At 71.1% G+C, this 23599-nt stretch carries 22 protein-coding genes; 15 read left to right on the forward strand and 7 right to left on the reverse strand.

What is annotated here, in order from left to right:
* The first annotated feature begins 1 nt into the window (after position 1).
* Both ACIO3R_RS18340 and ACIO3R_RS18345 read left to right on the forward strand, forming a co-directional pair.
* Positions 2–397 carry a hypothetical protein gene (locus ACIO3R_RS18340; protein ID WP_402106743.1) on the forward strand — a complete coding sequence of 132 codons (396 nt, stop codon included), beginning with the start codon at positions 2–4 and terminating at the stop codon, positions 395–397.
* A complete protein-coding gene (locus ACIO3R_RS18345) occupies positions 394–2562 on the forward strand; it encodes a tetratricopeptide repeat protein (protein WP_402106746.1) in 2169 nt (722 codons plus the stop codon). The genes ACIO3R_RS18340 and ACIO3R_RS18345 overlap by 4 nt, the downstream gene beginning before the upstream one ends.
* Positions 2563–2642: 80 nt before the next feature.
* Here ACIO3R_RS18345 and ACIO3R_RS18350 read toward each other — a convergent pair whose 3' ends face one another.
* From ACIO3R_RS18350 to ACIO3R_RS18370, 5 genes are all read right to left on the reverse strand, one after another.
* Entirely contained in the window at positions 2643–3824 is a 1182-nt protein-coding gene (locus ACIO3R_RS18350; RefSeq protein ID WP_402106748.1) for an FAD-dependent monooxygenase, read from the reverse strand.
* Between the two features lie 115 nt (positions 3825–3939).
* Entirely contained in the window at positions 3940–5379 is a 1440-nt protein-coding gene (locus tag ACIO3R_RS18355) for an exo-alpha-sialidase (RefSeq protein WP_402106751.1), read from the reverse strand.
* Positions 5380–5446: 67 nt separating this feature from the next.
* On the reverse strand, positions 5447–6727 hold the full coding sequence (locus ACIO3R_RS18360; RefSeq protein ID WP_402106753.1) for a GDSL-type esterase/lipase family protein: 1281 nt from the start codon (positions 6725–6727) through the stop codon (positions 5447–5449).
* A gap of 30 nt (positions 6728–6757) precedes the next feature.
* Positions 6758–7759 carry an acetylxylan esterase gene (locus ACIO3R_RS18365; protein ID WP_402106756.1) on the reverse strand — a complete coding sequence of 334 codons (1002 nt, stop codon included), beginning with the start codon at positions 7757–7759 and terminating at the stop codon, positions 6758–6760.
* A 198-nt stretch (positions 7760–7957) separates the two neighbouring features.
* The gene (locus ACIO3R_RS18370) at positions 7958–8689 is read right to left on the reverse strand and encodes a FadR/GntR family transcriptional regulator (RefSeq protein WP_363020954.1); all 732 of its coding nucleotides are present in this window, start codon (positions 8687–8689) and stop codon (positions 7958–7960) included.
* Between the two features lie 170 nt (positions 8690–8859).
* Between ACIO3R_RS18370 and ACIO3R_RS18375 the strand changes: the two genes are divergently transcribed.
* The 5 genes from ACIO3R_RS18375 (at position 8860) to ACIO3R_RS18395 (ending at position 15418) form a co-directional block, all read left to right on the forward strand.
* Positions 8860–10455, forward strand: a complete 1596-nt coding sequence (locus ACIO3R_RS18375; protein ID WP_385346997.1) for an ABC transporter substrate-binding protein — start codon at positions 8860–8862, stop codon at positions 10453–10455.
* Positions 10456–10559: 104 nt separating this feature from the next.
* The gene (locus ACIO3R_RS18380) at positions 10560–11510 is read left to right on the forward strand and encodes an ABC transporter permease (RefSeq protein WP_385040879.1); all 951 of its coding nucleotides are present in this window, start codon (positions 10560–10562) and stop codon (positions 11508–11510) included.
* Position 11511: 1 nt separating this feature from the next.
* The gene (locus ACIO3R_RS18385; protein ID WP_402106760.1) at positions 11512–13482 is read left to right on the forward strand and encodes a dipeptide/oligopeptide/nickel ABC transporter permease/ATP-binding protein; all 1971 of its coding nucleotides are present in this window, start codon (positions 11512–11514) and stop codon (positions 13480–13482) included.
* Positions 13479–14486 (forward strand): ABC transporter ATP-binding protein, encoded by a 1008-nt coding sequence (locus ACIO3R_RS18390; protein ID WP_363020950.1) that lies wholly within the window; start codon positions 13479–13481, stop codon positions 14484–14486. Before ACIO3R_RS18385 ends, ACIO3R_RS18390 begins: the two co-directional genes overlap by 4 nt.
* Positions 14483–15418, forward strand: a complete 936-nt coding sequence (locus ACIO3R_RS18395; RefSeq protein WP_363020949.1) for a dihydrodipicolinate synthase family protein — start codon at positions 14483–14485, stop codon at positions 15416–15418. Before ACIO3R_RS18390 ends, ACIO3R_RS18395 begins: the two co-directional genes overlap by 4 nt.
* Before the next feature lie 92 nt (positions 15419–15510).
* On the opposite strand, the gene ACIO3R_RS18400 is transcribed toward ACIO3R_RS18395, so the two are convergent.
* On the reverse strand, positions 15511–16371 hold the full coding sequence (locus ACIO3R_RS18400) for a chaplin family protein (RefSeq protein WP_402106762.1): 861 nt from the start codon (positions 16369–16371) through the stop codon (positions 15511–15513).
* A 445-nt stretch (positions 16372–16816) separates the two neighbouring features.
* Here ACIO3R_RS18400 and ACIO3R_RS18405 point away from each other — a divergent pair, with 445 nt between their 5' ends.
* The 6 genes from ACIO3R_RS18405 to ACIO3R_RS18430 all read left to right on the forward strand — a co-directional run bounded on the left by ACIO3R_RS18405 (position 16817) and on the right by ACIO3R_RS18430 (position 19968).
* Positions 16817–17218 carry a rodlin gene (locus tag ACIO3R_RS18405; RefSeq protein ID WP_385037492.1) on the forward strand — a complete coding sequence of 134 codons (402 nt, stop codon included), beginning with the start codon at positions 16817–16819 and terminating at the stop codon, positions 17216–17218.
* Between the two features lie 294 nt (positions 17219–17512).
* The gene (locus ACIO3R_RS18410) at positions 17513–17746 is read left to right on the forward strand and encodes a chaplin (RefSeq protein ID WP_385037495.1); all 234 of its coding nucleotides are present in this window, start codon (positions 17513–17515) and stop codon (positions 17744–17746) included.
* A gap of 448 nt (positions 17747–18194) precedes the next feature.
* Positions 18195–18485: a hypothetical protein gene (locus tag ACIO3R_RS18415; protein WP_385037498.1), complete on the forward strand. Its 291-nt coding sequence runs from the start codon at positions 18195–18197 to the stop codon at positions 18483–18485.
* A gap of 183 nt (positions 18486–18668) precedes the next feature.
* Entirely contained in the window at positions 18669–19079 is a 411-nt protein-coding gene (locus tag ACIO3R_RS18420) for a rodlin (protein WP_385037501.1), read from the forward strand.
* 182 nt (positions 19080–19261) lie between these two features.
* Complete coding sequence (locus tag ACIO3R_RS18425; protein WP_402106766.1) at positions 19262–19441, forward strand: hypothetical protein; 180 nt, start codon at positions 19262–19264, stop codon at positions 19439–19441.
* A gap of 119 nt (positions 19442–19560) precedes the next feature.
* Positions 19561–19968, forward strand: a complete 408-nt coding sequence (locus tag ACIO3R_RS18430; protein WP_402106768.1) for a rodlin — start codon at positions 19561–19563, stop codon at positions 19966–19968.
* A gap of 128 nt (positions 19969–20096) precedes the next feature.
* On the opposite strand, the gene ACIO3R_RS18435 is transcribed toward ACIO3R_RS18430, so the two are convergent.
* On the reverse strand, positions 20097–20597 hold the full coding sequence (locus tag ACIO3R_RS18435; protein WP_385037507.1) for a DUF5949 family protein: 501 nt from the start codon (positions 20595–20597) through the stop codon (positions 20097–20099).
* Between the two features lie 373 nt (positions 20598–20970).
* Here ACIO3R_RS18435 and rsgA point away from each other — a divergent pair, with 373 nt between their 5' ends.
* Together rsgA and ACIO3R_RS18445 are read left to right on the forward strand one after the other, a co-directional pair.
* Positions 20971–22158, forward strand: a complete 1188-nt coding sequence (rsgA, locus tag ACIO3R_RS18440; protein ID WP_402106770.1) for a ribosome small subunit-dependent GTPase A — start codon at positions 20971–20973, stop codon at positions 22156–22158.
* Positions 22159–22229: 71 nt separating this feature from the next.
* Positions 22230–23597 (forward strand): DNA-3-methyladenine glycosylase 2 family protein, encoded by a 1368-nt coding sequence (locus ACIO3R_RS18445; RefSeq protein ID WP_385347165.1) that lies wholly within the window; start codon positions 22230–22232, stop codon positions 23595–23597.
* Positions 23598–23599 lie beyond the last annotated feature (2 nt).

Consider the following 23599-nt stretch of genomic DNA (forward strand, 5'->3'; position numbering starts at 1 on the left):
CATGGACCCGGAGCTGACCACGCTCGCACAGAGTGCGAGCCTGACCCTCGTCACACTGATGGCGACCGACTCCTGGGAGCGCACCAGGGACGGCATCGTCGCCCTCTGGCGGCGGGCCCGGCCGGAACGGGCCGATGCGGTGGCCGCCGAGCTGGACAGCACCCGCGAGGACCTGGCGGTGCACCCGGGCTCCGAGGCCGAGCTGGCAGCCGAGTGGCAGGGCCGGATCCGGCGGCTGCTGGTCGACCGGCCCGAGGTGGTGGTGGAGCTGCGGAGCCTCCTGGACGAACTCGCCCCCGGCCCGGCACCCGGACCGGCTGTCTCACAGCGCGCCACCGCCTCCGGCGACTCCCGGGTCTACCAGGCCGGCCGCGATCTGCGCATCACCGAGCGGTGAGCGGGTCGACCGAGGGCCGTGCGGAGGGCAACGGCCGGGTCTACCAGGCCACCGGGGACCAGTACATCACCGAGCACCACCACCACGGTGACCCCCGGACGGCCGTGCCGGGGGCTGCGCCGGACTCCGTGAGGCGGCCGGCCGTGGGGCGCCCTCCGGTCGTCCTGCGCGACCGGTCGGAACTGATGGCGCGACTGCGTACCTCCCTTGCGGACGGCGGAGCCGATCAGGTCTACGTGCTGCACGGTCTGGGCGGCTGTGGCAAGACCGCCGTCGCCTCCGAGATCTTCCGGACCGCGACCTCCGACGGCAGCCGGACCGGACTGTGGGTCAACGCCTCCGACCTGACGTCACTACGCGCCGGGATGCTCGCCGTCGCCGCCGACCGCGGGGCGAGTGAAGGCGAGCTCACCGCCGCGCGCAGCGGGCTGCGGGCAGCCGCGGACCTGGTGTGGGACCGGCTGGACGGGTCCGACCAGCCATGGCTGCTGGTGATCGACAACGCCGACGACCCGGCCGTCCTGCGCGACGGCAACTGGTTGCGCACCAGCCCGCGCGGCACCACCCTGGTCACCACGCGGCAGGTCGCAGCGCACTGGTGGCCCGGCGCCGAGCTGCACCACGTGGGCGTCCTTCCGCGGCAGGACGCGGCGCGGGTGCTGTGTGATCTGGCGCCGGAGAGCGGGACGGTGGAGGAAGCGGCCGAGATCGCTGACCGGCTCGGGCGGCTGCCGCTGGCGCTCACCCTGGCGGGCGGCTACCTGGCGCACCAGGTGATCAGTCCGTGGAGCATGGCGGAGTACGGACGGGCTCTCGACCGGGGGCCGGAGGCAGACGCCATCGAGCTGCTGGACCAAGGGGCCGAGTACGGCAGCGGCCACGACTCGCGCCATCTTGCCAGCAGCACCTGGGAGCTGTCCCTGGCCGCACTGCGCGCCCATGGGCTGCCCGAGGCCACGACCTTGATCCAACTGCTCGCGTGCTGGTCCCACGACCCGCTGCCGCTCCCTCTGCTGGCCGGTACGGGCATCGGCGCGGTGCTGCCCCGGGCGCGGGTGGAGATGGCACTCCGTGGCCTCCTCGATCACTCGCTCACCCGCCTCGTACCGGGGTCGCCGCGCTGCGTGCGCACCCACGGGGTACTGCTCGACAGCATCGCCCGGGGTGTCCCGGCAGATCGGCGTGACCCGCTTGTCGGTGCTGCCGCCGAGCTGCTCGGCGCGCTGCTGCCCGACGTGACGCGGCCGTGGACACGGGAGGACCCGCCGCTCGCTCCATTCGCACCGCACACCCGGGCGTTGCTGCGTCGGGCGAGCCGGTGGGCCGAGGTCGGCCCGACGACCGTGGCGCGGGTGCTGGACTGCGCGTTGCGGCTCGTGGTGGCCCTGCACCGGGCGGGCGACTACGCGTCCGCGCTGTCGGTGGCGCAGGACGCGGTCGAGCGCGGTACGGGCTTACTGGACGCGGACCATCCTGCGCTGATCGCGATCCGTCAACGGGTCGGGCGGGCCCTCTACCGGATCGGACGGTACGAGGAGGCGGAGGAGGCCCACCGTCTCGCCCTCGCGGACTGCACCGCCACGTTCGGCGCGGATGCCGTCGAAACACTGGAGAGCTGCGTCGGGCTGTCCCCGGTACTGTTCTGGGCACTCGACCGGAAGGACGAGGCGGTGTCGCTGATGCGACGGGTCGTCGAGGGCCGGACCGCCGGGCCGGGCGCGGCTCATCCGTCGACGCTCATCGCGCGAACCTACCTGCTGGAGTTCACGGCCGGCCCGGAGCTGGACCCGACCACCGGGCCCGAACTGCTGGCGGACTGCCGCAGTGCGGTCGGCCCCGGGCACCCGATCACCCTGGCCGCCGAGCTCAACCACGCCTTCGGCCTGATCGCTACCGGCCGGCAGTCACGGGCCCTGCCCCTCGTCCGTGACGTGGTCACAGCCTTCGAGCACGCCTGCGGGCCGGACCACCCCAAGACCCTCGCCGCCCGCTCCTTGCTCAGCCGAGCCCTCGGCGAGCTCGGTCTGATCGAAGAAGCGGTGGCGCAGGCCGAGCTGGTGGCGGACGCGCGGGTGCGGGTGCTCGGGCCCGAACACCCTTGGACCCTATGGTCGCTGGAGCGGCTCGCGGAGCGGCGGCGGGCCCTCGGCATGACGGAATCCTGACGTCAGCCCCTGAGACCCGTAGCCGAAGCCTGCGGGACGGCCGAAAGCCGCGCGCCCAGCCCGCGTGCCCAGCCCCCCCGTCAGCCCTCCTCCGCCCCGTACAGATAGCTGTCGGCGCCGTCCAGCGTCGCGCGGGACCACGTCGCCACCTCCGACGGGCCCATCGACGCCCAGTCCGGGGTCCGTTCGACCATCGCGTGTCCCAGTCTGCGGCCGAGGGCGACCAGTCGGGCTCCCTCGGGCGAGCGCTCGGCCGCGTACGCGCGCAGTGCGTCGGCCGGGGAGGACGCTCCGCGCAGGACGCGTTCCAGGCAGAGGGCGTCCTGCAGCGCCTTGGTCGCGCCGCTGGCGGTGTGGGGCCTGGTGATGCTCGCCGCGTCGCCCGCCAGCAGGAACGGGGGATCGGCCACCTGCGGGGCGTGGAAGTCGGTGACCGGGTGGTACGCCGTTGACGTGTGCTCGCCCCGGCCGACGAGACCGGCCCAGTCCGCCGGGAAGTGCTCCTCGGCGATGCGCCGCACGTACGCCTCGCGCCCGGCGGTCCACGAGGCCGGGGGAGGGGAGCCGTAGACGGCGTAGGCCAGCAGCCGGGAGTCCGGTGCGGCGCCGGGGATCAGGTAGAAGACCCCGTGCCCGCCCCGGTATCCCAGCGTGATCCATGCGCTGCGCAGCAGTTCGAGCAGGTGCGGATGACCGGCGAGCGCGGTCAGCGGCAGGGTGCCCCGCCACACGGCGTACCCCGCCGGAACCGGCCGCACCCCCGGGGCGACGGCCTCCCGGGTGACGGACCGGGGGCCGTCCGCCCCGACGACGATGTCGTACACCTGCTCGGTGTCCGCCGTCCGGATCACGGCGCCGCCCGAGGGGTGGCGCCGTACCTCGGTGACGGGCCGGCCCCGGTGGTACCGCACCGCGCCGCCGGTGTTCGCGTGCAGGGTGCGCCACAGGAGGCCCCAGTGGCAGGCCGTCACCGCAGCCTCCTGGCGGGCCAGTTCGCGCGCCGTCGAGCGCCCGCTCTGCCGGGTGAGCCAGACCCGGGAGGCCACCGGCGCCGTCGGCATCGCGGCGTCCAGGTAGCCGGCCGCGACCAGTTCCCCGTGCAGCGCCGGCGGAATGACGATGCCGAACCCCCGGTCCTCCAGGGCCGCGTCGCTGCGCTCGTGGACCGTCACCTCCGCGCCGGCCCTGGCCCCGGCGATCGCCATGGCACACCCGGCGACGCTCCCGCCGACCACCCCGATGCGTAAAACCGCTCCCGCCATGTCCGCCACCACTTCCCGGTTGCTTCGCCTGCCGCGCGTCGCACCCATTCAACGGTCGCCGGGCGGGGCACGTCCAACCGCCGTGCGGCGGCCGGACGTACGGGACCCGCCCGGGTTACGGAGTGACCGTCACCGTCGTACTGCCCTGGGCCTGCTTGCCGTTCGCCCGGTACGTCGCGGTGAGCGCGGCGCTGCCCGAGGCGCCGGCCGCGACGGTGACCGGGATCTTGATGTTGGCGCCCTGGCCGGGGTTCAGCGCGGGGATCGAGGTCCGCGCGGTGGTCCAGCCGCTCGGCACGGTCAGGTCGATCGTGCCCGCGTCCCGGCGTACGTCCATCCGGTTGACGACCCGGACCGTGACCTGGGCACTGGTCCCCGCCTTGAGCGAGGCGGGCGGGGTGATCGTGACATCGGCACAGGTGCCGCCCAGCCAGTTCAGGTCGAACGAGTCGTACGTGATGTGCTCGTAGTCGCCGCGCTCGTACAGCAGTCCGACCCGGCCGTCCGGCAGCCGCGTGAGGGTCGAGTAGGCCGCGGCGCCGGGGTCGACGACCTTCCTGATCGGCCAGGTCTTCCCGTTGTCGCAGGACATCTTGACGGTGAGGTTGCGCCGTGACCCGGTGTCCTCCGTGTTGCTGAACAGCAGCCAGGACGACTGCGGGTCCGAGGCCGCGGCGTCGGGTGCGTACCGCATGACCGAGGCGTTGTTCGCCGGGTCGGGGAGCGCGGTGTCCTGGGCGAACGGGGTGTAGGTGACCCCGCCGTCCGTGGAGTACGCGATCGTCCGGTACGGCCTCGACCGGTTGTTGAGCATGACCGTGCCGTCGTTCAGCTCGACGGTCTTGTTCTCGTCACCACCGGGACCGACCGGCTTGCCCATCTTCCAGGTGGCGCCGTGGTCGTCGCTGTACGCGCTCGCCGCGTAGTTGGCGCCGTTGATACGGACGGCGTACTGCTGGATCAGCCGGCCCTTGTGCGCTCCGTTGCGCAGCTGGATGCCCTCGCCGGACGCGGCGAACATCCCGGCCCAGGCCGGGTCCTTGATCTGCTGGGTGATCCGGCGATGGGTCCAGGTCAGCCCGTCGTCGTCCGAGTAGCTGTAGTCGGCCTGGAGGACGTTGGGGTCGCTCTCGTCGTTGCCGGTGGCCGAGCCCGCGAAGCCCTGGTTCACACCGGCCGCGTAGAACAGGAAGACACGGCCGGTGGTCCGGTCGACCAGCAGGCTCGGGTCTCCGTAGCCCTTGGGCGCGGCGTCCTTGCGGACCACCTGCTGCGCCTGCCAGGTCGTACCGCCGTCGGTGCTGCGGCGCAGCACGATGCCGATGTTGGAGGGCAGGTCCGCGAGGGTGGGACGGGCGTCGTACGCCGCCAGCACGGTGCCCTTGACCGAGGTGGTCAGGGCCGGGATGCGGTAGTGGGGGGAGCCCACGCCGTCGACGGTCAGGTCCTGGGACGTGAGCGTGCCGGGGGCGGGCGCCGCGGCCTGCGCGGTGCCGGTCACGGTGACCACCAGCATGGCGGCGCTGAGCAGGGCGACAGGGACGGTTCGCTGCATGGACGATCTCTCTTCTCGGAAGGGGTGGTGCTTCTCGAAGGGTGGGAGATTGGGGGGTTCGCCGGGATTACGGGATGTGCAGGGAGCAGACCCGGCTGCTCCCGTCGAAGATCCGCAGATCCTTGATCATTTTCAGTACGACGCGGTGGTGGCCCCGTTCGTTGGGGTGGAGCCCGTCGCTGAGCAGGGACAGTGGAACCTGGCCGCCGTTGCCGTCCAGCCAGTCGTTGTAGTGGTCGACGAAGACCGCGTTCTGCTGCGCCGCGACCTCGCCCATGACCCGGGCGTACTGCGAAAGTCCCACCCGGCCCGGCCACTTCGCCGGATCGACCGGGTTGGGTGCCTGGAGGACCGGCACCGGTGAGCCGGGCAGTGCGCGCACCGAGCGCACCAGGGAGACGAGATTGGCCCGGTAGGTCTCGGGGCCGAGACCGGACGTCGCGATGTCGTTCGTCCCGATCATGATCGAGACGACCTGCGGCGAGAAGGCGGTGACCCGCTCGCCGAACTGTGCGACGAGTTCGGCGCTGGTGGCGCCGCTCACCCCGGAATCGATCACGAAGTCGCGGTTCTTGGGCTTGCCCAGCTCCCAGCGGACGCGCTCCGTCCAGTGTTCCGGGTAGCTGCGCCAGCCGTTGGTGTGCAGGGCGCCGTGCGTGATGCTGTCACCGGTGACGACCCAGGTGGCCGGGGTGTCGCTGTTCAGGACCGTGGAGATCCGGCCCAGGTCCGCGAGGTCGGGGCGCGGGCACTGCGCGACCAGTTCGCTCTCGTTCAGCACCCGGTCCCAGACAGCGGCCCGTTCGATGGTGCCGGTGCAGAACCACTCGCCGCCCGGGTGGTCGCTGTCGGTGTTGCGGCCCAGGGCGAGTGCGGTGAGCTTGGAGACGCTGCCGAAGAAGGCGTGCTGCGCGGTCCGGAACACCACGCGTCCGCCGGCGTGCAGCGTGGTGCCGGAGGCGTTGACGGTGACGGCGACGGTGTGGCGCAGCCCGTCGTCGTACCGTGTCCGGGTCATGACATTGATGAGCACCGATCCCTTCTCGCGTACGGAGAACTGGAGTGCGCCGCCACTCAGATTCAGGGTGATGTTGGAGGACGGGGCGGTGGGGTCCGAGGCGCTGAACAGCGTCATCGCCTCGTTGTGACTGGTGGTGCGGAAGGTGACCACGATGGTTCCCGTGGTGAGCGGGGCGAGTACGCCGACCTGGTTCGACAGGTCGACGTACTCGCTGCCGTCCAGGTCCACGGGGGTGTCGTGGTCCAGGACCGGGCCGCTGCCCGCGGCGGCGAAGGCGCGGCCGCCGAGCTGGGTGCTCAGGGCCGCCGCGCCTGCGGCAAGAAGCATGGATCGTCTGCGCACGGAAGGTGCCTCCGGTCAGGAGTGTCCGGCCTGCCCCGACGGCAGGCCGGCGAACAGGGTGCGCACCCAGGCCAGTTGCTCCCGCTGCTGGTACTCCGCGCCGCCCTCGTGCCCGTTGAACGCGTAGATCGTCACGTCCTTGGGCCCGGCGTAGTTGTTGTAGGCGGCGAAGCAGGTGGAGGGCGGGCAGATCTCGTCCATCATGGCGATCGAGAACAGGGCGGGAGCCGTGGCCCGGGTGGCGAGCAGCGCCGCGTCGAAGTACGACAGGGTGGTGAAGACGGCTTCGGTGCGGTCGCGGTGGAGCTTCAGGTACTCGGCGATCTCGGTGAACGGCGGACGCCCCGAAATCCGCGTCGCGCGGGGGAAGTCGCAGAGGAACGGCACGTCCGGCATCACCCCGGCCAGTCCCGGCACCAGCCCTGACACGGCCAGCGCGATACCGCCGCCCTGGCTCACCCCGGTGACGACGATCCGGTCCGGATCGACCTCGGGGTGGCCGCGCATCGCCTCGACGCAGCGCACCGCGTCGGTGAACAGCCGCCGGTAGTAGTACGTTTCGGGGCTCTCGACGCCACGGGTGAGGAAGCCGGGTACGGCTCCGGCCGCCCCGGCGTCCGGATCCGCGGTGTCGCCGCCCGCCGCCGACCAGCCCTGGCCGCGGGTGTCCATGACCAGATGCGCGTAACCGGCCGACGCCCACAGCAGGTTCTCGTGCGCGAGGCCCCGGCCCCGGCCGTAGCCCAGGAACTCCACGACGCAGCCGAGCGGTTCGCGCGCCCCGGCGGGCATCCGCAGCCAGCCGCGCACCGGTTGGCCGGCGAAGCCGGGAACCGTCACGTCGTAGGTGCGGATCTGGGTGAGCCCCGTGTCCGTCTCGGTGAACAGCGGCTTCTGCCGGTCGCCGTCCCCGGCTCCGTCCAGGGTCCGGGTCCAGAAGTCGTCGAAGTCCGCCGGGACGGGCAACGACGGCCGGTAGTCGCGGCAGTCCGCGAGCGAGAGATCCGTCAACGGCATGGAGGTGCCCTCCTGGGGGCGCGGCGGGAAGTGCCGGGTGCGAGATGAAGCACAGGTCATCAGACGGATGACGTCAGATGTCCTGTCGGCACACGGACCCTAGGCAGCCCCCGCGGCGCCCGTCAAGGGTGCGCCGGGCCGGGTCCGGGACGGACGGGGCCCGGCGCGACCAGCGCGCCGGAGGCGTCGGCGCGCGGTTCAGCCCTTGGCGCCGTCGCGGCTCCGGGCCTCGGAGATCCTGCGCCTGACCGGGGCGTAGTGCTCGCCGAGCGCCTGCATGAAGCCGGCGGTGTCCCCGGCCCGCGCGGCGTCCACGATGTTCTGGTGTGCCGCGACCGTCGCCGTCTCGTCGGCCTGGGTGAATCCGTCGAGATGCGGCGCGACGATCGTGTACACGTCCCAGAAGGCCATCGAGAGCTGGCCGATCAGCTCGTTGCCCAGCGGGGCGACGAGCAGTGCGTGGAACGCCCGGTCGGCGTCCACGAAACCGTGCCCCTCCTGCGCCCCGGTCTCGCGCATCGTGGCCACCAGGCCGTCCAGCGCGTCGAGCTGCTCCGGCGTGAGCAGCGTGACGATCCGGTCGGCCATCCCGCGCTCGAAGAGCTCGCGCACGTCGACCAGGTCGGACATCACCTGGAAGTCGTCGTCGGGGGAGAGCAGCCCGCGGAAGGTCAGGCTCTCCACCAGCGCCGACAGGCTCAGCCTGCCGACGTACGTGCCGTGCCCGTGGCGGACCTCGACGATGTCCAGCGCGTTGAGGATCTTGACGGCCTCGCGGACGCTGGAGCGGCTGGCGCCGAGGGCCTCGCACAGGGCGGGCTCGGTGGGCAGCGGGTCCCCGGGGCGGAGCCGTTCCTCGAGGATGTACCGCTTGATGCCGTCGACGACTTCCTGCCGGAGCAACTGCCGGCCGGGCCTCGTTCCGGACATATGTGAACTCCCCACCTCTTGACCCCTCTCGATTGTCAAGCTACGTTCCCACGCTATCAAGGCATCAGACATCTGACGTCTGATGCTTCAGGTTCCGCGGTCCCCGTGAACCACCGATCCACCCCCCGTCTCCACCTCCGATGCCCCACCTCAAAGTCCCTGGAGGACCCGTGCCCGAGCTGAGAGCAGCCGGTGTCGAGCGCCGCACCTTCCTGCGTTACACCAGTGCTGTCGGTGCTGCGGCCGCCATCACGGCCGGCCTCGCCGCCTGTGGCGGACCGTCCTCGACCGCCGACGGATCGACGGACAAGGGCAGCGGCAGCGACCTCATCGAGGCCGGTCTGTCCTACCCGCTGTCGACCGGCTTCGACCCGATGATCACCTCGGGCGCGACCCCGTACGCCGCCAATATGCACATCTTCGAGGGTCTGGTTGATCTCGATCCGGCAACACTCGTGGCACGCCCCGCGCTCGCCACCGAGATGCCGAAGAAGATCAACGCCACCACCTACCGGGCGACGCTGCGCAAGGGGGCGACCTTCCACGACGGATCGGCCGTCACCGCCGACGACGTGGTCTTCAGCTTCGAACGCATCCTGGACCCGAAGAACGCCTCGCTGATGGCGCAGTTCGTGCCCTTCATCGACACGGTCAAGGCCGTCGACGCCGGCACGGTCGAGTTCAAGCTCAAGTACCCCTTCGCGCTCTTCCCGTCCCGCATAGCCGTGGCCCGGATCGTCCCGAAGAAGATCGTCGCGCCCGACCCCAAGGCCTTCGACGCCAAGCCGGTCGGCTCCGGCCCGTACAAGTTCGTCTCCGCCACCCGCGAGGACAAGATCGTCTTCGAGGCGTACGACAAGTACAACGGCGCCCACCCCGCCAAGGCCAAGAAGATGGTCTGGCGCCTGATGTCCGACCAGTCGGCGCGCGTCAGCGCGATGGAGTCGGGCCGCGTCCAGGCCATCGAGGACGTTCCGTACATCGACGTCAAGCGGCTCTCGGGCACCGCCAGGACCGAGTCCGTGCAGTCCTTCGGGCTGCTCTTCCTGATGTTCAACACCGCCGACAAGCGGTTCGCCGACAAGCGGGTGCGCCAGGCGCTGCACTACGCCCTGGACACCGAGAAGATCATCTCCACCGCGATGGTCGGCAACGCCGCGGCCGCCACCGGCTACGTGCCCTCGACCCACCCCGACTACCACAAGGCCGCCACGGTCTACACGCACGACGTGGCCAAGGCGAAGCAACTGCTCGCCGACGCGGGCGTGAAGAACCTGTCCTTCACCGTCCTCACCACCGACACCGGCTGGGTCAAGGACATCGCCCCGCTGCTGAAGGAGAGCTGGGAGCAGGCGGGCGTCAAGGTCACCCTGAGCATCGCCCAGTCCCCGGCCCAGTACGCCAAGATCGACAAGGGCGACTTCGAGGTCCTCGTCGCCCCCGGCGACCCGTCCGTCTTCGGCAACGACGCCGACCTGCTGCTGCGCTGGTTCTACTACGGCTTCTGGCCCGAGAGCCGCTACGGCTGGGGCAAGTCCGCCGCGTACAAGAAGGTCAAGCAGACCCTCGACAAGGCCGCCCAGGCGGGCGACGAGGCGACGCGCAAGGAGCTGTGGGGCCAGGTCACCGACCTCGTCGCCGACGAGGCCGCGCTCTACCCGATCCTGCACCGCAAGCTCCCCACGGCCTGGACCGAGAAGGCACTGCCCGGCTTCAAGCCGCTGCCCACCACCGGACTGTCGTTCCTGGACGTCAGCCGCGCCTGACCGCCCCCCAGCCCGGCGCCGGCCCACCGGCGCCAGATCGCCCGGTCCGGGACAACAGACCCCGCTGTCCCGGACCGGCCCGCCCAACCGCAAGGAACCCGACGATGGTTGCTTTTCTCCGGCTCGCGCTGCGCCGCGTCGCGATGATGCCGGTGATGATCCTCGGTATCGCGCTGCTCGTCTTCGTGGTGCTGCAGTTCTCGCCGGTCGACCCGGCCTTCAACGCGCTCGGGGAGAGCTCCACTCCCGAAGCCCGTGCGGCCTTCGCCGAGGCCAACGGCCTGAACGACCCCCTGCCCGTCCGCTACTTCCACTTCCTCGGCCAACTGCTCCACTTCGACCTCGGGATGACCGTCCCGCCGAGCCAGCCCGTCGTCGACCGGATCACCGCCGCCTTCCCGCTCACCCTCCAGCTGACCGTCCTCGGCCTGATCCTCGCGATCGTCCTGGCCGTCGTCTTCGGCGTCGTCGGCGCGATGTACCGCGACCGCTGGCCCGACCAGCTGTTCCGGGTGCTCTCCATGGCCGGGGTCGCCGTCCCCTCGTTCTGGCTCGGTGTCCTGCTCATCCAGCAGTTCGCACTCAACACCCGGATCTTCCCGACCGGCGGCTACACCAACCCGGCCGACTCCCTCGGCGGCTGGCTCAGCACCATGGCCCTGCCCGCCTTCTCGCTCGCCGTGCCCGTCGCGGCGTCGCTCGCCCGTCTCGTCCGGACCTCGATGGTCGCCGAACTCGACCGCGACTACGTCCGGACCGCACGCGGCAACGGCCTGCCGGTGTTCCTGGTGATCCGCTCGGTGCTGCGCAACGCGCTCGTCACCCCGCTCACCGTGCTCGGCGTCAAGGTCGGCTACCTGCTCAGCGGCGCCGTCGTCATCGAAGCGATCTTCGACCTGCCCGGCATGGGCAAGCTCATCCTCGAAGGTGTCACCGGCGGCGATGTCGCGCTGGTCCAGGGCACCGTACTGACCATCGCCATCGCGTTCCTGGTGGTCAACGTCATCGTCGACCTGCTCTATCTGCTGGTCAACCCGCGCATCAGGACGGTGTGACATGTTCACCACGGGCCGTCTGGCCAACAAGCTGTCCCGACCGGGCATCGCGTTCCGCGCCCTCCCGGTCACCTCCCGCGTCGCGCTCTGCGTGCTGCTCGTCGTCATCCTCGGCGCGGTGTTCGCCCCGCTGCTGACCCAGGACCCGCTCACCACCGGCACCCCGGTCCAGGCCCCGGGCGCCGACCACTGGTTCGGCACCGACCGGGCCGGCCGCGACGTCTTCGCCCGCGTCGTGCACGGCTCGCGCTACTCGCTGATCATCGGACTCGGCTCCACCGCCCTGGCCCTGATCGCCGGCGCCCTGCTCGGCGCACTCGCCGCCACCTCGCGCAAGCTCGGCGACGAGTCCGTGATGCGCACCCTCGACGTGGTGATGTCGTTCCCGCCGATCGCCCTGGCCGCCGTTCTCGTCGCGGTCTTCGGCACCAGCATCCCGGTCATCATCTTCACCATCGCCTTCGTCTACACCCCGTCGCTGGCCCGGGTGGTCCGCGCCAACGTCCTCTCCCAGTACGGCGAGGACTACGTCGCGGCCGAGAAGGTCATCGGCGCCCGGCGCGGGTACATCGTGCTGCGCCACGTCGCCGTCAACTGCATGGCCCCGGTCATGGTGTTCGCCACCGTGATGGTCGCGGAGGCGATCATCTTCGAGGCGAGCCTCTCCTTCATCGGCGCCGGTGTGCAGGACCCCGACCCCAGCTGGGGCAGCGTCCTGGCCTACGGCCGGCAGATCCTCCTCGCGGGCGGCTGGTGGGCCACGTTCTTCCCGGGCCTCGCCCTGCTGGTCACCGTGCTCGCGCTGAACATCCTCTCCGAGGGCCTCACCGACGCCTCGGCGGCCCCGAAGAAGGCCCGTGCCGGCGCGGACCCCTCCCACACCACCACGGCACCGGACCCGGTGGAGGCGAGCTCCACCGTGGACATCGACGCCGCCCTCACCAAGCTCGCGGAGCGCATCCACGCCAACGGACCGGCCATCACCCCGGTACCGGAGGACGCCGCCGAACTCCTGGTCGTACGGGACCTCGCCATCCGCTTCCCCGACCGGTACGGCACCGTCCCGGTCGTCGACTCCCTGGACTTCACCGTCCACGAGGGCGAGACCCTCGGCCTGGTCGGCGAGTCCGGCTGCGGCAAGTCCATCACCAGCCTCGCCGTGATGGGCCTCCTCGCCCGCAACGCCGAGGTCAGCGGCGAGATCCTCTACCGCGGCCGGGACCTGCTGAAGCTCCCGCCGAAGGAACGCCGCGCCCTGATGGGCCCCGAGATCGCGATGGTCTACCAGGACGCGCTCTCCTCCCTCAACCCGTCCGTGCTCGTGGGCACCCAGCTCAAGCAGCTCACCTCGCGCGGCGGCACGAAGACCCCGGCCGAACTCCTCGACCTGGTCGGCCTCGCACCCGAACGCACCCTGCGCAGCTACCCGCACGAGCTCTCCGGCGGCCAGCGCCAGCGCGTCCTGATCGCCATGGCGCTGTCCCGCAGCCCCCGCCTGCTCATCGCGGACGAGCCGACCACCGCCCTCGACGTCACCGTCCAGGCCCAGGTCGTCGAACTCCTCGTCCGGCTGCGCGAGGAACTCGGCTTCGCGATGGTGCTCGTCAGCCACGACCTCGCCCTCGTCGGCGACCTGTCGCACCGCGTCGCGGTGATGTACGCGGGCCGGCTGGCCGAGATCGGCGACACCCGCTCCGTACTCACCGCCCCCACCCACCACTACAGCCGCGGCCTGCTCGGCTCGGTCGTCTCCCTGGAGGCGGGCGCCGAACGGCTCCACCAGATCCGCGGCGTCGTCCCCGCACCCCAGGGCTTCGGCGAGGGCTGCCGGTTCGCCTCGCGCTGCGGCGCCGCCACCGAACTGTGCCGCACCACCACCCCCGCACTCACCGCACGCGGCAGCGCGCACGACCACGGCTTCGCCTGCCACCACCCGGCGAAGGCCGTACAGCTGGAAGGGAGCGCCCTGTGATCAGGCTCGACGGCGTCCACGTACGCCACAAGGCACGCAGCGGAGGCGTGTTCCGCCGCGACGCCGTGCACGCCCTCACCGACACGAGCCTGGAGGTCAAGCGCGGCGAGATCGTCGGCCTGGTCGGCGAGTCCGGCTGCGGCAAGTCGACGATGGCCCGGGTGCTGACCGGTCTGCAGAAGCCCACAGAGGGCACGGTCACCTTCCACGGCAAGAACCTGTGGGAGATGTCCGGGACCCAGCGGCGCGACGACTTCGGCTCCGCCGTCGGCGTCGTCTTCCAGGACCCCTCCACCGCCCTCAACCCCCGGCTCACGGTCCGCCAGATCCTGCGCGACCCGCTCGATGTGCACCGCCGCGGCACCCGCGAGGAGCGGGAGGCACGCGTCGAGGAACTCCTCGACCTGGTCGGCCTCCCCGGCCACACCCTGGCCGCACTGCCCGGACAGCTCTCCGGCGGCCAGCGCCAGCGCGTCGCCATCGCCCGCGCCCTGGCGCTCGAACCGGAACTGATCGTCGCCGACGAACCGACGTCCGCGCTCGACGTCTCGGTCCGCGCCCAGGTCCTGAACCTCCTGGTGGACCTGCGCGAACGGCTCGGCCTCGGCATGGTGTTCATCTCGCACGACATCCAGACCGTGCGCTACCTCGCCGACCGCATCGCCGTCCTCTACCTCGGCCGCATCGTCGAGGAGGGGCGCGCGGCGGACGTCGCGGGCGCCCCCTCGCACCCGTACACCGAGGCACTGCTCTCCGCGACCCCCAGCCTGCTGGAGACCACCGAGCGCATCGTGCTCACCGGCCCGGTCCCCTCGGCGACCAACCCGCCGACCGGCTGCCCGTTCCGCACCCGCTGCTGGAAGGCGGACGACGCGTGCGCCACGGTCTTCCCGGTCCGTACCGACGGCACCGACGGACACCGCTGGCACTGCGTCCACCCCCAGACCCCCGCGTCCCCCTCCGGGGACCCGATCCCCGTACCGTCCGCAAGGAGCACCGCATGACCGCCCGAACCCCCCGCTATTCGGGAGTGATCCCGCCCGTCGTCACCCCGCTCACCGCGGACGGCGAGCTCGACCGCCCCTCCCTGGAGCGGGTCGTGGGGCATCTTCTCGACGGTGGTGTCAGCGGGCTCTTCGCCCTCGGCAGCTCCGGCGAGACCGCCTATCTGACGCCGGGACAGCAGGACCAGGTCATCGAGGTCATCACGGCGGCAGCCGCGGGCCAGGTGCCGGTCCTCGTCGGAGCGATCGAGACCACCACCAACCGTGCCATCGAGCGCGCCAACCGCGCCGCCGAGCTCGGCGCGGACGCCGTCGTCGTCACCGCGCCGTTCTACACCCGCACCCACGACATCGAGATCGACCGCCACTTCAGGGACGTGGCGGCCGCCGTCGACCTGCCGCTCCTCGCGTACGACGTGCCGGTCTGCGTCCACAGCAAGCTCGACCCGGAACTGCTGCTTCCGCTGGCGGCCGACGGGGTCCTGGCCGGAGTGAAGGACTCCAGCGGCGACGACGGCTCGTTCCGCCGGCTCGTCATCGGCGCCCGGGAACTGCCCGGGTTCTCCGTGCTCACCGGCCATGAGCTGGTCGTCGACTCGATGATGCTCGGCGGCGCCGACGGCTCGGTCCCCGGGCTCGGCAACGTCGACCCGCACGGGTACGTACGCCTGCACGAAGCCGCGGTACGCGGTGACTGGGCCGCGGCTACGGCCGAACAGGACCGCCTCGTCGCGCTCTTCGACATCATCCGCGCCGCCCGCCCGGGAACCGCCTCCGCCACCGCCGCCGGACTCGGCGCGTTCAAGACCGCGCTCATGCTGCGCGGGATCATCGCCACCAATGTGATGAGCCCGCCGATGCGCCCGCTGGACGCGGCGGAGACGGCGACGATCGCCGCGTGCCTGGACCGCGCGGGGCTCTCCAGGGCCTGACGGCCCCGCCCCGTCGTACGGACGGGGACGATGAAGGGTCCGGCCGGACAGCTTGGGCTGTCCGGCCGGACCTTTTCAGCGTGCGGGGTGTGTCAGCTCTGCGACTTGCGGCTGCGGCGCATCAGCAGGCCGCCACCGAGCACCATCGCGGCGCTGGCGCCACCGGCGATGCCCAGGTTGCTGTTCGCACCGGTGTGCGCCATCTGCGGCGGCTTGTGGTGGTGCGCCGGCTTGTGGGGGTGCCAGGCGTGCGTCGGCGGGTTGTGGGTGGGCGGGTTGTGGGTGGGCGGGTTGTGGGTCGGCGGGGTGTGCGTGGGCGGGTTGTGGTGCGGGGGGTTGTGGGTCGGCGGGTTGTGCTTCGGGGGGGTGTGGGTCGGCGGGTTGTGGTGGTGGCCGGGAGGGCAGTCACCGTGGTGATGATGGTGGCCCGTCTTCGGCGGCGTCGGGGGCTGGTGGTGGGTCGGCGGCTTGTGGTGCGTCGGCGGCTTGTGGTGCGTGGGGGGCTTCGGGGTCTCGGTCCCGCCCTCGCCGTTCTCGCACTCGTTGCCGAACGCCGGGTTCAGCAGGCCGACGACGTCGACCGTGTTGCCGCAGGCGTTGACCGGGATGTCCACCGGGGCCTGGATCAGGTTGCCGGAGAGCACGCCGGGGGAGTTGGCCGCGACGCCGTTGGCGCTCGCGCCCTGGGCGTCGCCGGTGCCCGATCCGCCGTCGGTGTTCTCGCACTCGTTGCCGAACGCCGGGTTCAGCAGGCCGACCACGTTGACCGTGTTGCCGCAGAGGTTGACGGGCACGTGCACCGGCACCTGCACGGCGTTGCCCGAAACGACTCCGGGTGACCCGACGGCGGCGCCGTCGGCCGAGGCGTCCGCGAAGGCGTAGCCGCCGGAGGCGGTCAGGATGCCTGACGCCGCCGCCATGACGAGCACGCTTTTACTCAAGGCTTTTCGCATTGGTTGCCCTTCCTTAGGACATTTCGCGCGGGCGCATTGCCCGCAGTTCATTCATCAGCCGGCAGCAACCGTCGGGCATGCCACTACTGCTGGGTGAGCGTCCCGTCGGGCGGGCTTGACTCCACCCATAACGACGCACGTGTGGCCGGGAAACGCGGAATCCGTGAAAAGAATGTGACCACTCGGACGGACTACGCATGGGTGTTCGTTTTCGGGATTCGGTACATGTGGCCGCATGTGGCCGCACATGACGCCGGATGGAGGCATGGCTGTTGATTCTTGAATCAGGATGCGCGTCTACCGAATGCGCTGTGGATTACCCGGCCTCTTTCGCACGGGTGTCCGTGAAGTCTCAGCATTCGGGTGAATGGACATAACCAAACGTCCGGAAGCGAGTTGGTCAGTGCGCTCCGGTACGGGGCATCCAGTACGAGAAGGGTTCATCGTGATCAAGAAGGTCCTGGCTACGGGTGCCGTTGCCGCCTCCATCCTCGGTCTCGGCGCCGCGCAGGCGATGGCCATCGGCAACGACGGCGGCACCACGTCGGTCAACGGAAACGGCGCCTCGCAGTCGTTCGGCAACGCCGAGACCCACGGCGACGGCAGCCCCCAGTTCGGCCTGGTCCAGGGCTCGCTGAACAAGCCCTGCGTCGGCCTGCCGCTCAAGGCCAACGTCGGTTCGCTGATCGGCCTCATCCCGATCGCGGTCCAGGACGTCAACGTCCTGTCGTCGCCGCAGAACCAGCAGTGCACCGAGAACTCCACCCAGGCCAAGGGCGACGAGGCGCTGTCGCACATCCTGGACGACATCCCGGTCCTCTCCGGCAACGGTGCCGGCAACAGCTGATCCAGCTGTGCTCAGGCCCGAGCCGCGGGCGTTCCTCCTCCTCCGAGCGGCTCGGGCCTGCTGCTGTCCTCCGAAAGGCCCGCCCGCGCGTGGTCCGTCGATCGCGACGGTGACGTCGTGCGATCGGAACTGCGTCATTCGGGCGGACCTTGAGGAATCTTCGCCTCGAAGAGTTTCGCTTACCGTCTTAAATCGTTACGAATTACAGCAGCGGAGTTACGAGTGTTCAGGACCCGCGCTCGTGCGGCACGAAATTCGTTGCCGCTGCGGACTCCGTCAAAGAAAGGGTTGAACGTGAAGTACACCAAGATTGCCGCCGTCGCCGCCGGAACCCTCATGGCGATGGGTGCCGCCACCCCGGCGTTCGCCGACTCCGGCGCCGAGGGTGCGGCCGTGGGCTCCCCGGGCGTCCTGTCCGGCAACGTCATCCAGGTCCCGATCCACGTTCCGATCAACCTGTGCGGCAACACCGTGAACGTCATCGGTCTGCTGAACCCGTCCTTCGGCAACACCTGCGTCAACGCCTGATCTCTGTACCGCCGGGGCCCTTCCCGGCACCGGTCTGCCCCGGATCGCATCTCCTGCGATCCGGGGCTTTCCTCTTTCCTGCGTTCTCCGTCCCGGGAGTTCGCTGCCCTGCCCGGACGCGATGGAAAGGCCTGCGCCATTTCCATCGGCCCGGGGCGCGGTGCGCCGGCGGCTGGGGGCTGACATCCGGGCGGGCGCGCGGGGCGGAGTACCGACAGTCCACCACCGATGTGCGTCCGCTGTCCCGCAGTCACACCCGATTCAGTGATTAGTCATGCAATCGATCGAGTGTCCTGCGAGTCGTTCCGAGAAAAGCCGAAAGCTCCAGTTGCCCGTCCGCGGTCGGGTCGTTAGTCATGGGGAAAGCGGCAGAAGTCACAGCTAAAGAAGGCTGGTGCGGCGCGGGGACGCGACCGAAACGGCTGCCGCTGCAGAAGGGAACCTGAAAGTGAAGTACGCGAAGACCGCCGCGTTCGTTGCCGGCTCCGTAGTCGCTCTCGGAACGGCTGCTCCCGCCTTCGCCGTTTCCACCGCGACGGCCCCGAACTTCAGCCTCGACGGCGGTGTCAACCAGGTGGTTGCCGCGGCCCCGCAGGCCGTCGACCCGATCGTCGACACCGTCGGCGGCGCCGCCCAGCAGCTGCAGAAGGACGGCACCATCACCAAGCTCGCGGGCCAGGCCACCGGTGCGGCCAAGGGTGCTGCCCCGCTCGTGGGCGGCCTCCCGCTCGGTGGCTGACCCGCCCCAGGGCGGCAGTTCCCGATCCAAAAGCGTTCCGCGTCGCTCCGGTGCCGTGCCTCCCGTGAACAGACGGACGACAGACGCACCGTTCGAGTGAAGCGCCACAACCATTCCCGCCGCCGCGAGTTGATCAAAGCGCTCAGGACAGCGGGCAACAGAAAACCCCAGAAGGGCTATTCAATGATCAAGAAGATTATGGCGTCGGCAGCCGTCGCCGCTTCCATCGTCGGCGTCTCCGCCGCGGTGGCCCCCTCGGCCATGGCGATCGGCAACGACCAGGGCACCACCTCGGTCAACGGCAACGGCGCCATGCAGTCGTACGGCAACTCCGCCACCCACGGCGACTGGAGCCCGCAGTTCGCGCTCATCCAGGGTTCGCTCAACAAGCCCTGCATCGCCCTGCCCGCCAAGGTCAACGCCGGTTCGCTGCTCGGCGTCGTGCCGATCTCGGTCCAGGACCTTAACGTCCTGTCGTCGCCGCAGAACCAGCAGTGCACCGAGAACTCCACCCAGGCCAAGGGTGACGAGGCGCTGTCGCACATCCTGGACAGCATCCCGATCCTGTCCGGCAACGGTGCCGCCAACGACTAGTCCCTTCTGCCGTACCCGTGGGGCCGACCCGTTCACGTGGCTGCCGATCCAAGGCCGCCCGGGACGCGTCGGCCCTCTCGTGTGTGCCGGTGCAGGTCCCGTCTCCCTCGAAAGGGCTGCCCGCTGGGCCGGTTGCCGCAGTGGTGCCGGGCCGTTTCCGCCGTACCGGGTAGGGCCCTCTCATGGACCAGTACGACAGCAGGAGCCCGCACGACCGCCGCGGCGCGGAAGGCCTCACGCCGATCTACGACCGCCTCCTCGCCGAATGGCAGGCGACCCGCGGCGATCCGGAGCCCGACCCGCCCCGCGCGGGCGGCCTCGTGCCGGCGGCGCGCACCTCGGGCGAGGCTCTGCGGGGTTGACGGAAAAGTGTCGAACTTACGCGGGATCGAACCCATTTGAGTGGTACTGCGCAACTGTCTGGGCTGTACGCGGTTGATCAGTACGTCCCTGAACGGGACGTTCCGAAAGGTGAAGTGTGATGAAGAAGATGATGGCCGGCGCGGCCGTAGCCGTGTCCATGGTCGGCCTGTCCGCCGCGGTGGCCCCCGCGGCCATGGCGATCGGCAACGACCAGGGCACGACGTCGGTCAACGGCAACGGTGCCCAGTCCTCGTACGGCAACAGTGTGACCCGGGGCGACGGCAGCCCGCAGGCCCAGCTCATCCAGGGCACGCTGAACGACCTCTGCCTCGGCGTGCCGGTCAAGGCCAACGTCGGTTCGCTGATCGGCCTCGTCCCGATCGCGGTTCAGGACGTCCAGGTCCTGTCCAACCCGCAGAACCAGCAGTGCGCCGACAACTCCGTCCAGGCCAAGGGCGACGAGCCCCTGTCGCACCTGGTGGACGGCATCCCGGTCCTCTCCGGGAACGGCGTCGCCAACAACTGACGCGGGACACACGTGCCGCGGGCGGTCCGGGAAGTCCAGGGCCGCCCGTCGCGCGTCGGCGGGGCACCTGAGTACGCACGATGCCCACCGCTCCACGGGGGCGGTGGGCATCGCGCGTGTCCGGGCGGTCAGCCCAGGCTGCGTACCGGCAGCACGCAGTGCGCCGAGGTGGCGATGACCTCCGGGTCGCCGGCGAAGGACCGCAGCGTCTCCTCGGTCACCGGACTGCCCGGCGCCCCCTGCGGCCAGGGGCGGGTGGCGAACATCGCCTGTACCTCGCCCTGTTCGCCGGCGGCCGCCAGCCACTCCGACCGGGCCGGGTACTGGGCGGTGAAGTGAGGAAGTGTCAGAACGGCCTGACCGGCCTGGACGAGGAGCTTCACCGGGAGCCCGGGGGTCTCGTCGGCGCGCACCGGGGCGCCGCCGATGTGCAGCCCGCTGCGCTCCAGTGCGACGCGCATGGCGGCCTCACCGGCCGCCGGGCCGTCCGATCCGTCGCCGAGTGAGTACACGAGCAGGAAGGCGACGTCCTGCCCGTTGTGGGGATGTTCGCCGCTCCAGCCGATCAGGGTGAGGGTGCCCAACTGGGCCTGGGTGAACGTGCCATTGGCTGTCTGGGGGGAGGTCATGTCCGGCACCCTAACCGGCTGTGACCGGTCGATCTGCATGCGTATCACCCGATCGAGGGAGAGTTACCGATATCGGTGGTGCGCACACCGGGAACGGCCCGTTCCCGAGTACCGGTACGGACGACGCGTTAATTCGCTTGACGCTCCCCGGCCGCCACGGGCTATCTTTTGCGACGTGACGGACGGCGGGCGAGACCGCTGTTCCAGGACCGTGCGTGAACCAGGAGGTGAGGACATTGATGACTGTCGTTGCGGTGGGCGCTGCCCACAAGCCGAAGTGCATCGTTCCCACCCCCGTGGCCGCCGGCTGACCTTCTTCGAGACTTCTGCGCCGCCGTGCGCAGTGCCGGGGCCACCCTGTGAAGGGTTTCCCTTGTCTTTCCCGTCCTCATCCTCTCTTTCCTCCCTCTCCTCCTCCGCTCCGCAGGGTTTCTCGCCGTCGCACCCGCTGGCCGCGTACGGCTGGGACGACGACTGGGCGGCCGAGTTCGCCCCGTACGCCGCACAGGGGCTGCTGCCCGGCCGCGTGGTGCGGGTGGACCGCGGGCAGTGCGACATCGTCACCCCGCGGGGCACCCTGCGCGCCGACACCGCGTTCGTCGTGCCCCGCGACCCGATGCGCATCGTCTGCACGGGCGACTGGGCCGCCGTCGACCCCGAGGGCGACCCGCAGTTCGTCCGTACGCTGCTCCCCCGGCGCACGGCGTTCGTCCGCTCCACCTCGTCCAAGCGCTCCGAGGGCCAGGTGCTCGCCACCAACGTCGACCACATCGCCATCTGCGTCTCGCTGGCGGTGGAACTCGACCTGGGCCGGGTCGAACGGTTCCTGGCCCTCGCCATGTCCAGCACCGGCGGTGACGCACTGCTGCGTGACGGGGCGTCCGCCGGCGACGGGGCGGCCGAGACGATCGTCGTCCTGACCAAGGCCGACCTGGTCCCGGACGCCGCCACGCTGTCCCACCTCGTCCAGGACGTCGAGCGCCTCGCGCCCGGGGTGCAGGTGCTGCCCGTCAGCTCCGCGAGCGGTGAGGGCGTCGACGTGTTCGCCGCGATCGTCTCCGGCGGTACGAGTGTGCTCCTCGGGGCCTCCGGTGCGGGCAAGTCCACCCTCGCCAACACCCTGCTCGGACACGACGAGATGGAGGTGCGGGCCACCCGTGACATGGACGGCAAGGGCCGGCACACCACCACGACCCGCAACCTGCTGGTGCTGCCCTCCGGCGGGGTCCTGATCGACACCCCGGGGCTGCGCGGGGTCGGCCTGTGGGACGCGGAGACCGGCGTCGGCCAGGTCTTCTCCGAGATCGAGGCGCTGGCAGAGCGATGCCGGTTCCAGGACTGCGCCCACGAGTCCGAGCCGGGCTGCGCGGTGCTGGCGGCGCTCCGGGACGGATCGCTGCCCGAACGGCGCATGGACAGCTACCGCAAGCTGCTCCGCGAGAACCAGCGCATCGTCGCCAAGACCGATGCCCGGGTCCGTAACGAGCTCCGGCGCGACTGGAAGCGCAAGGGCGCCGAGGGCCGGGCCGCCATGGAGGCGAAGCGCGGCCGGGTCCGGTAGCCGGGGCACCCTGGTCGGCGTCCGAAAACCGCGAGTGCGGTGGTGCGCGATGTCGCACACTGGACGGTGTGATGGACGAAGAGACCAGGTACGAGGCGGTGAGCAGCCGCGACGCGCGTTTCGACGGGGAGTTCTTCTTCGCCGTCGAGACGACCGGTATCTACTGCCGGCCGAGCTGCCCCGCCGTCACCCCCAAGCGGAAGAACGTCCGCTTCTACCCGACCGCGGCCGCCGCTCAGGGCAACGGCTTCCGGGCGTGCAGGCGCTGCCGCCCGGACGCCGTCCCCGGCTCCGCGGAGTGGAACGTCCGGGCCGATGTGGTCGGCCGTGCCATGCGGATGATCGGCGACGGTGTGGTGGACCGGGAGGGCGTCCCCGGTCTCGCCGGCCGGCTCGGTTACAGCTCACGGCAGGTGCAGCGGCAGCTCAACGCGGAGCTGGGCGCCGGTCCCGTCGCCCTGGCGCGCGCCCAGCGCGCGCACACCGCACGGGTGCTGCTCCAGACCACGGCGCTGCCCGTCACCGAGATCGCCTTCGCCGCCGGCTTCGCGAGCGTGCGCCAGTTCAACGACACGATCCGGCAGATCTACGCCCGCACCCCGAGCGAGCTGCGGACCGAGGCGGGCACCGGACTCGGTGCGGCGGTCAAGGAGGCGCGCACCACCGGAATCCCGCTCCGGCTCGCGCACCGGGGACCGTACGCCGCCCGTGAGGTCTTCGACCTGCTCGCCGCCGGGACGGTCGCCCGGGTCGAGGAGGTCAGCGGCGGACCCGGCAGCCGCACCTACCGGCGCACCCTGCGCCTTCCGTACGGCACCGCCCTCGCCGCCGTGGACGAGCGGTCCGCCGGGAACTGGCTGGAGGCCCGGATCCACCTCACCGACCTGCGCGACCTGACCACGGCGGTGCAGCGGCTGCGCCGGCTCTTCGACCTGGACGCCGATCCGTACGCCGTCGGTGAACTGCTCGCCGCCGATCCGCAGCTCGCCCCACGGGTGGCCGCCCGCCCCGGGCTGCGCTCGCCGGGTGCGGCGGACCCCGAGGAGTTCGCCGTGCGGGCCCTGGTCGGTCCGGCGGCGGCCGAGGAGCTCGTGGAGGCGTACGGGAAGCGCCTGGACGTGCCCTGCGGCGGGCTCACCCATGTGTTTCCCGAACCGGGCGTGCTGGCAGGCTCGGCGGCCGACCCACGGCTGCGCGCGCTGGCGGCGGCGCTCGCCGACGGGCGTGTACGGCTCGACGCGGGCGCCGACCGGGACGAGGCGGAACAGGCGCTGCTGCGGCTGCCGGGGATCGGCCCGGCGACCGCGGCGCTGATCCGGATGCGCGCGCTGGGTGACCCCGATGTCGACCCGTACGGGACGCCCGGCTCGCACCGGTGGCGGCCGTGGCGTTCCTACGGCGTACGCCACGCGGAGGGCGCGGACCGGGCGTCCGGTTAGCG

Origin of the sequence: Streptomyces sp. NPDC087428 (assembly GCF_044744085.1) — a bacterium.
Lineage (GTDB): Bacteria > Actinomycetota > Actinomycetes > Streptomycetales > Streptomycetaceae > Streptomyces.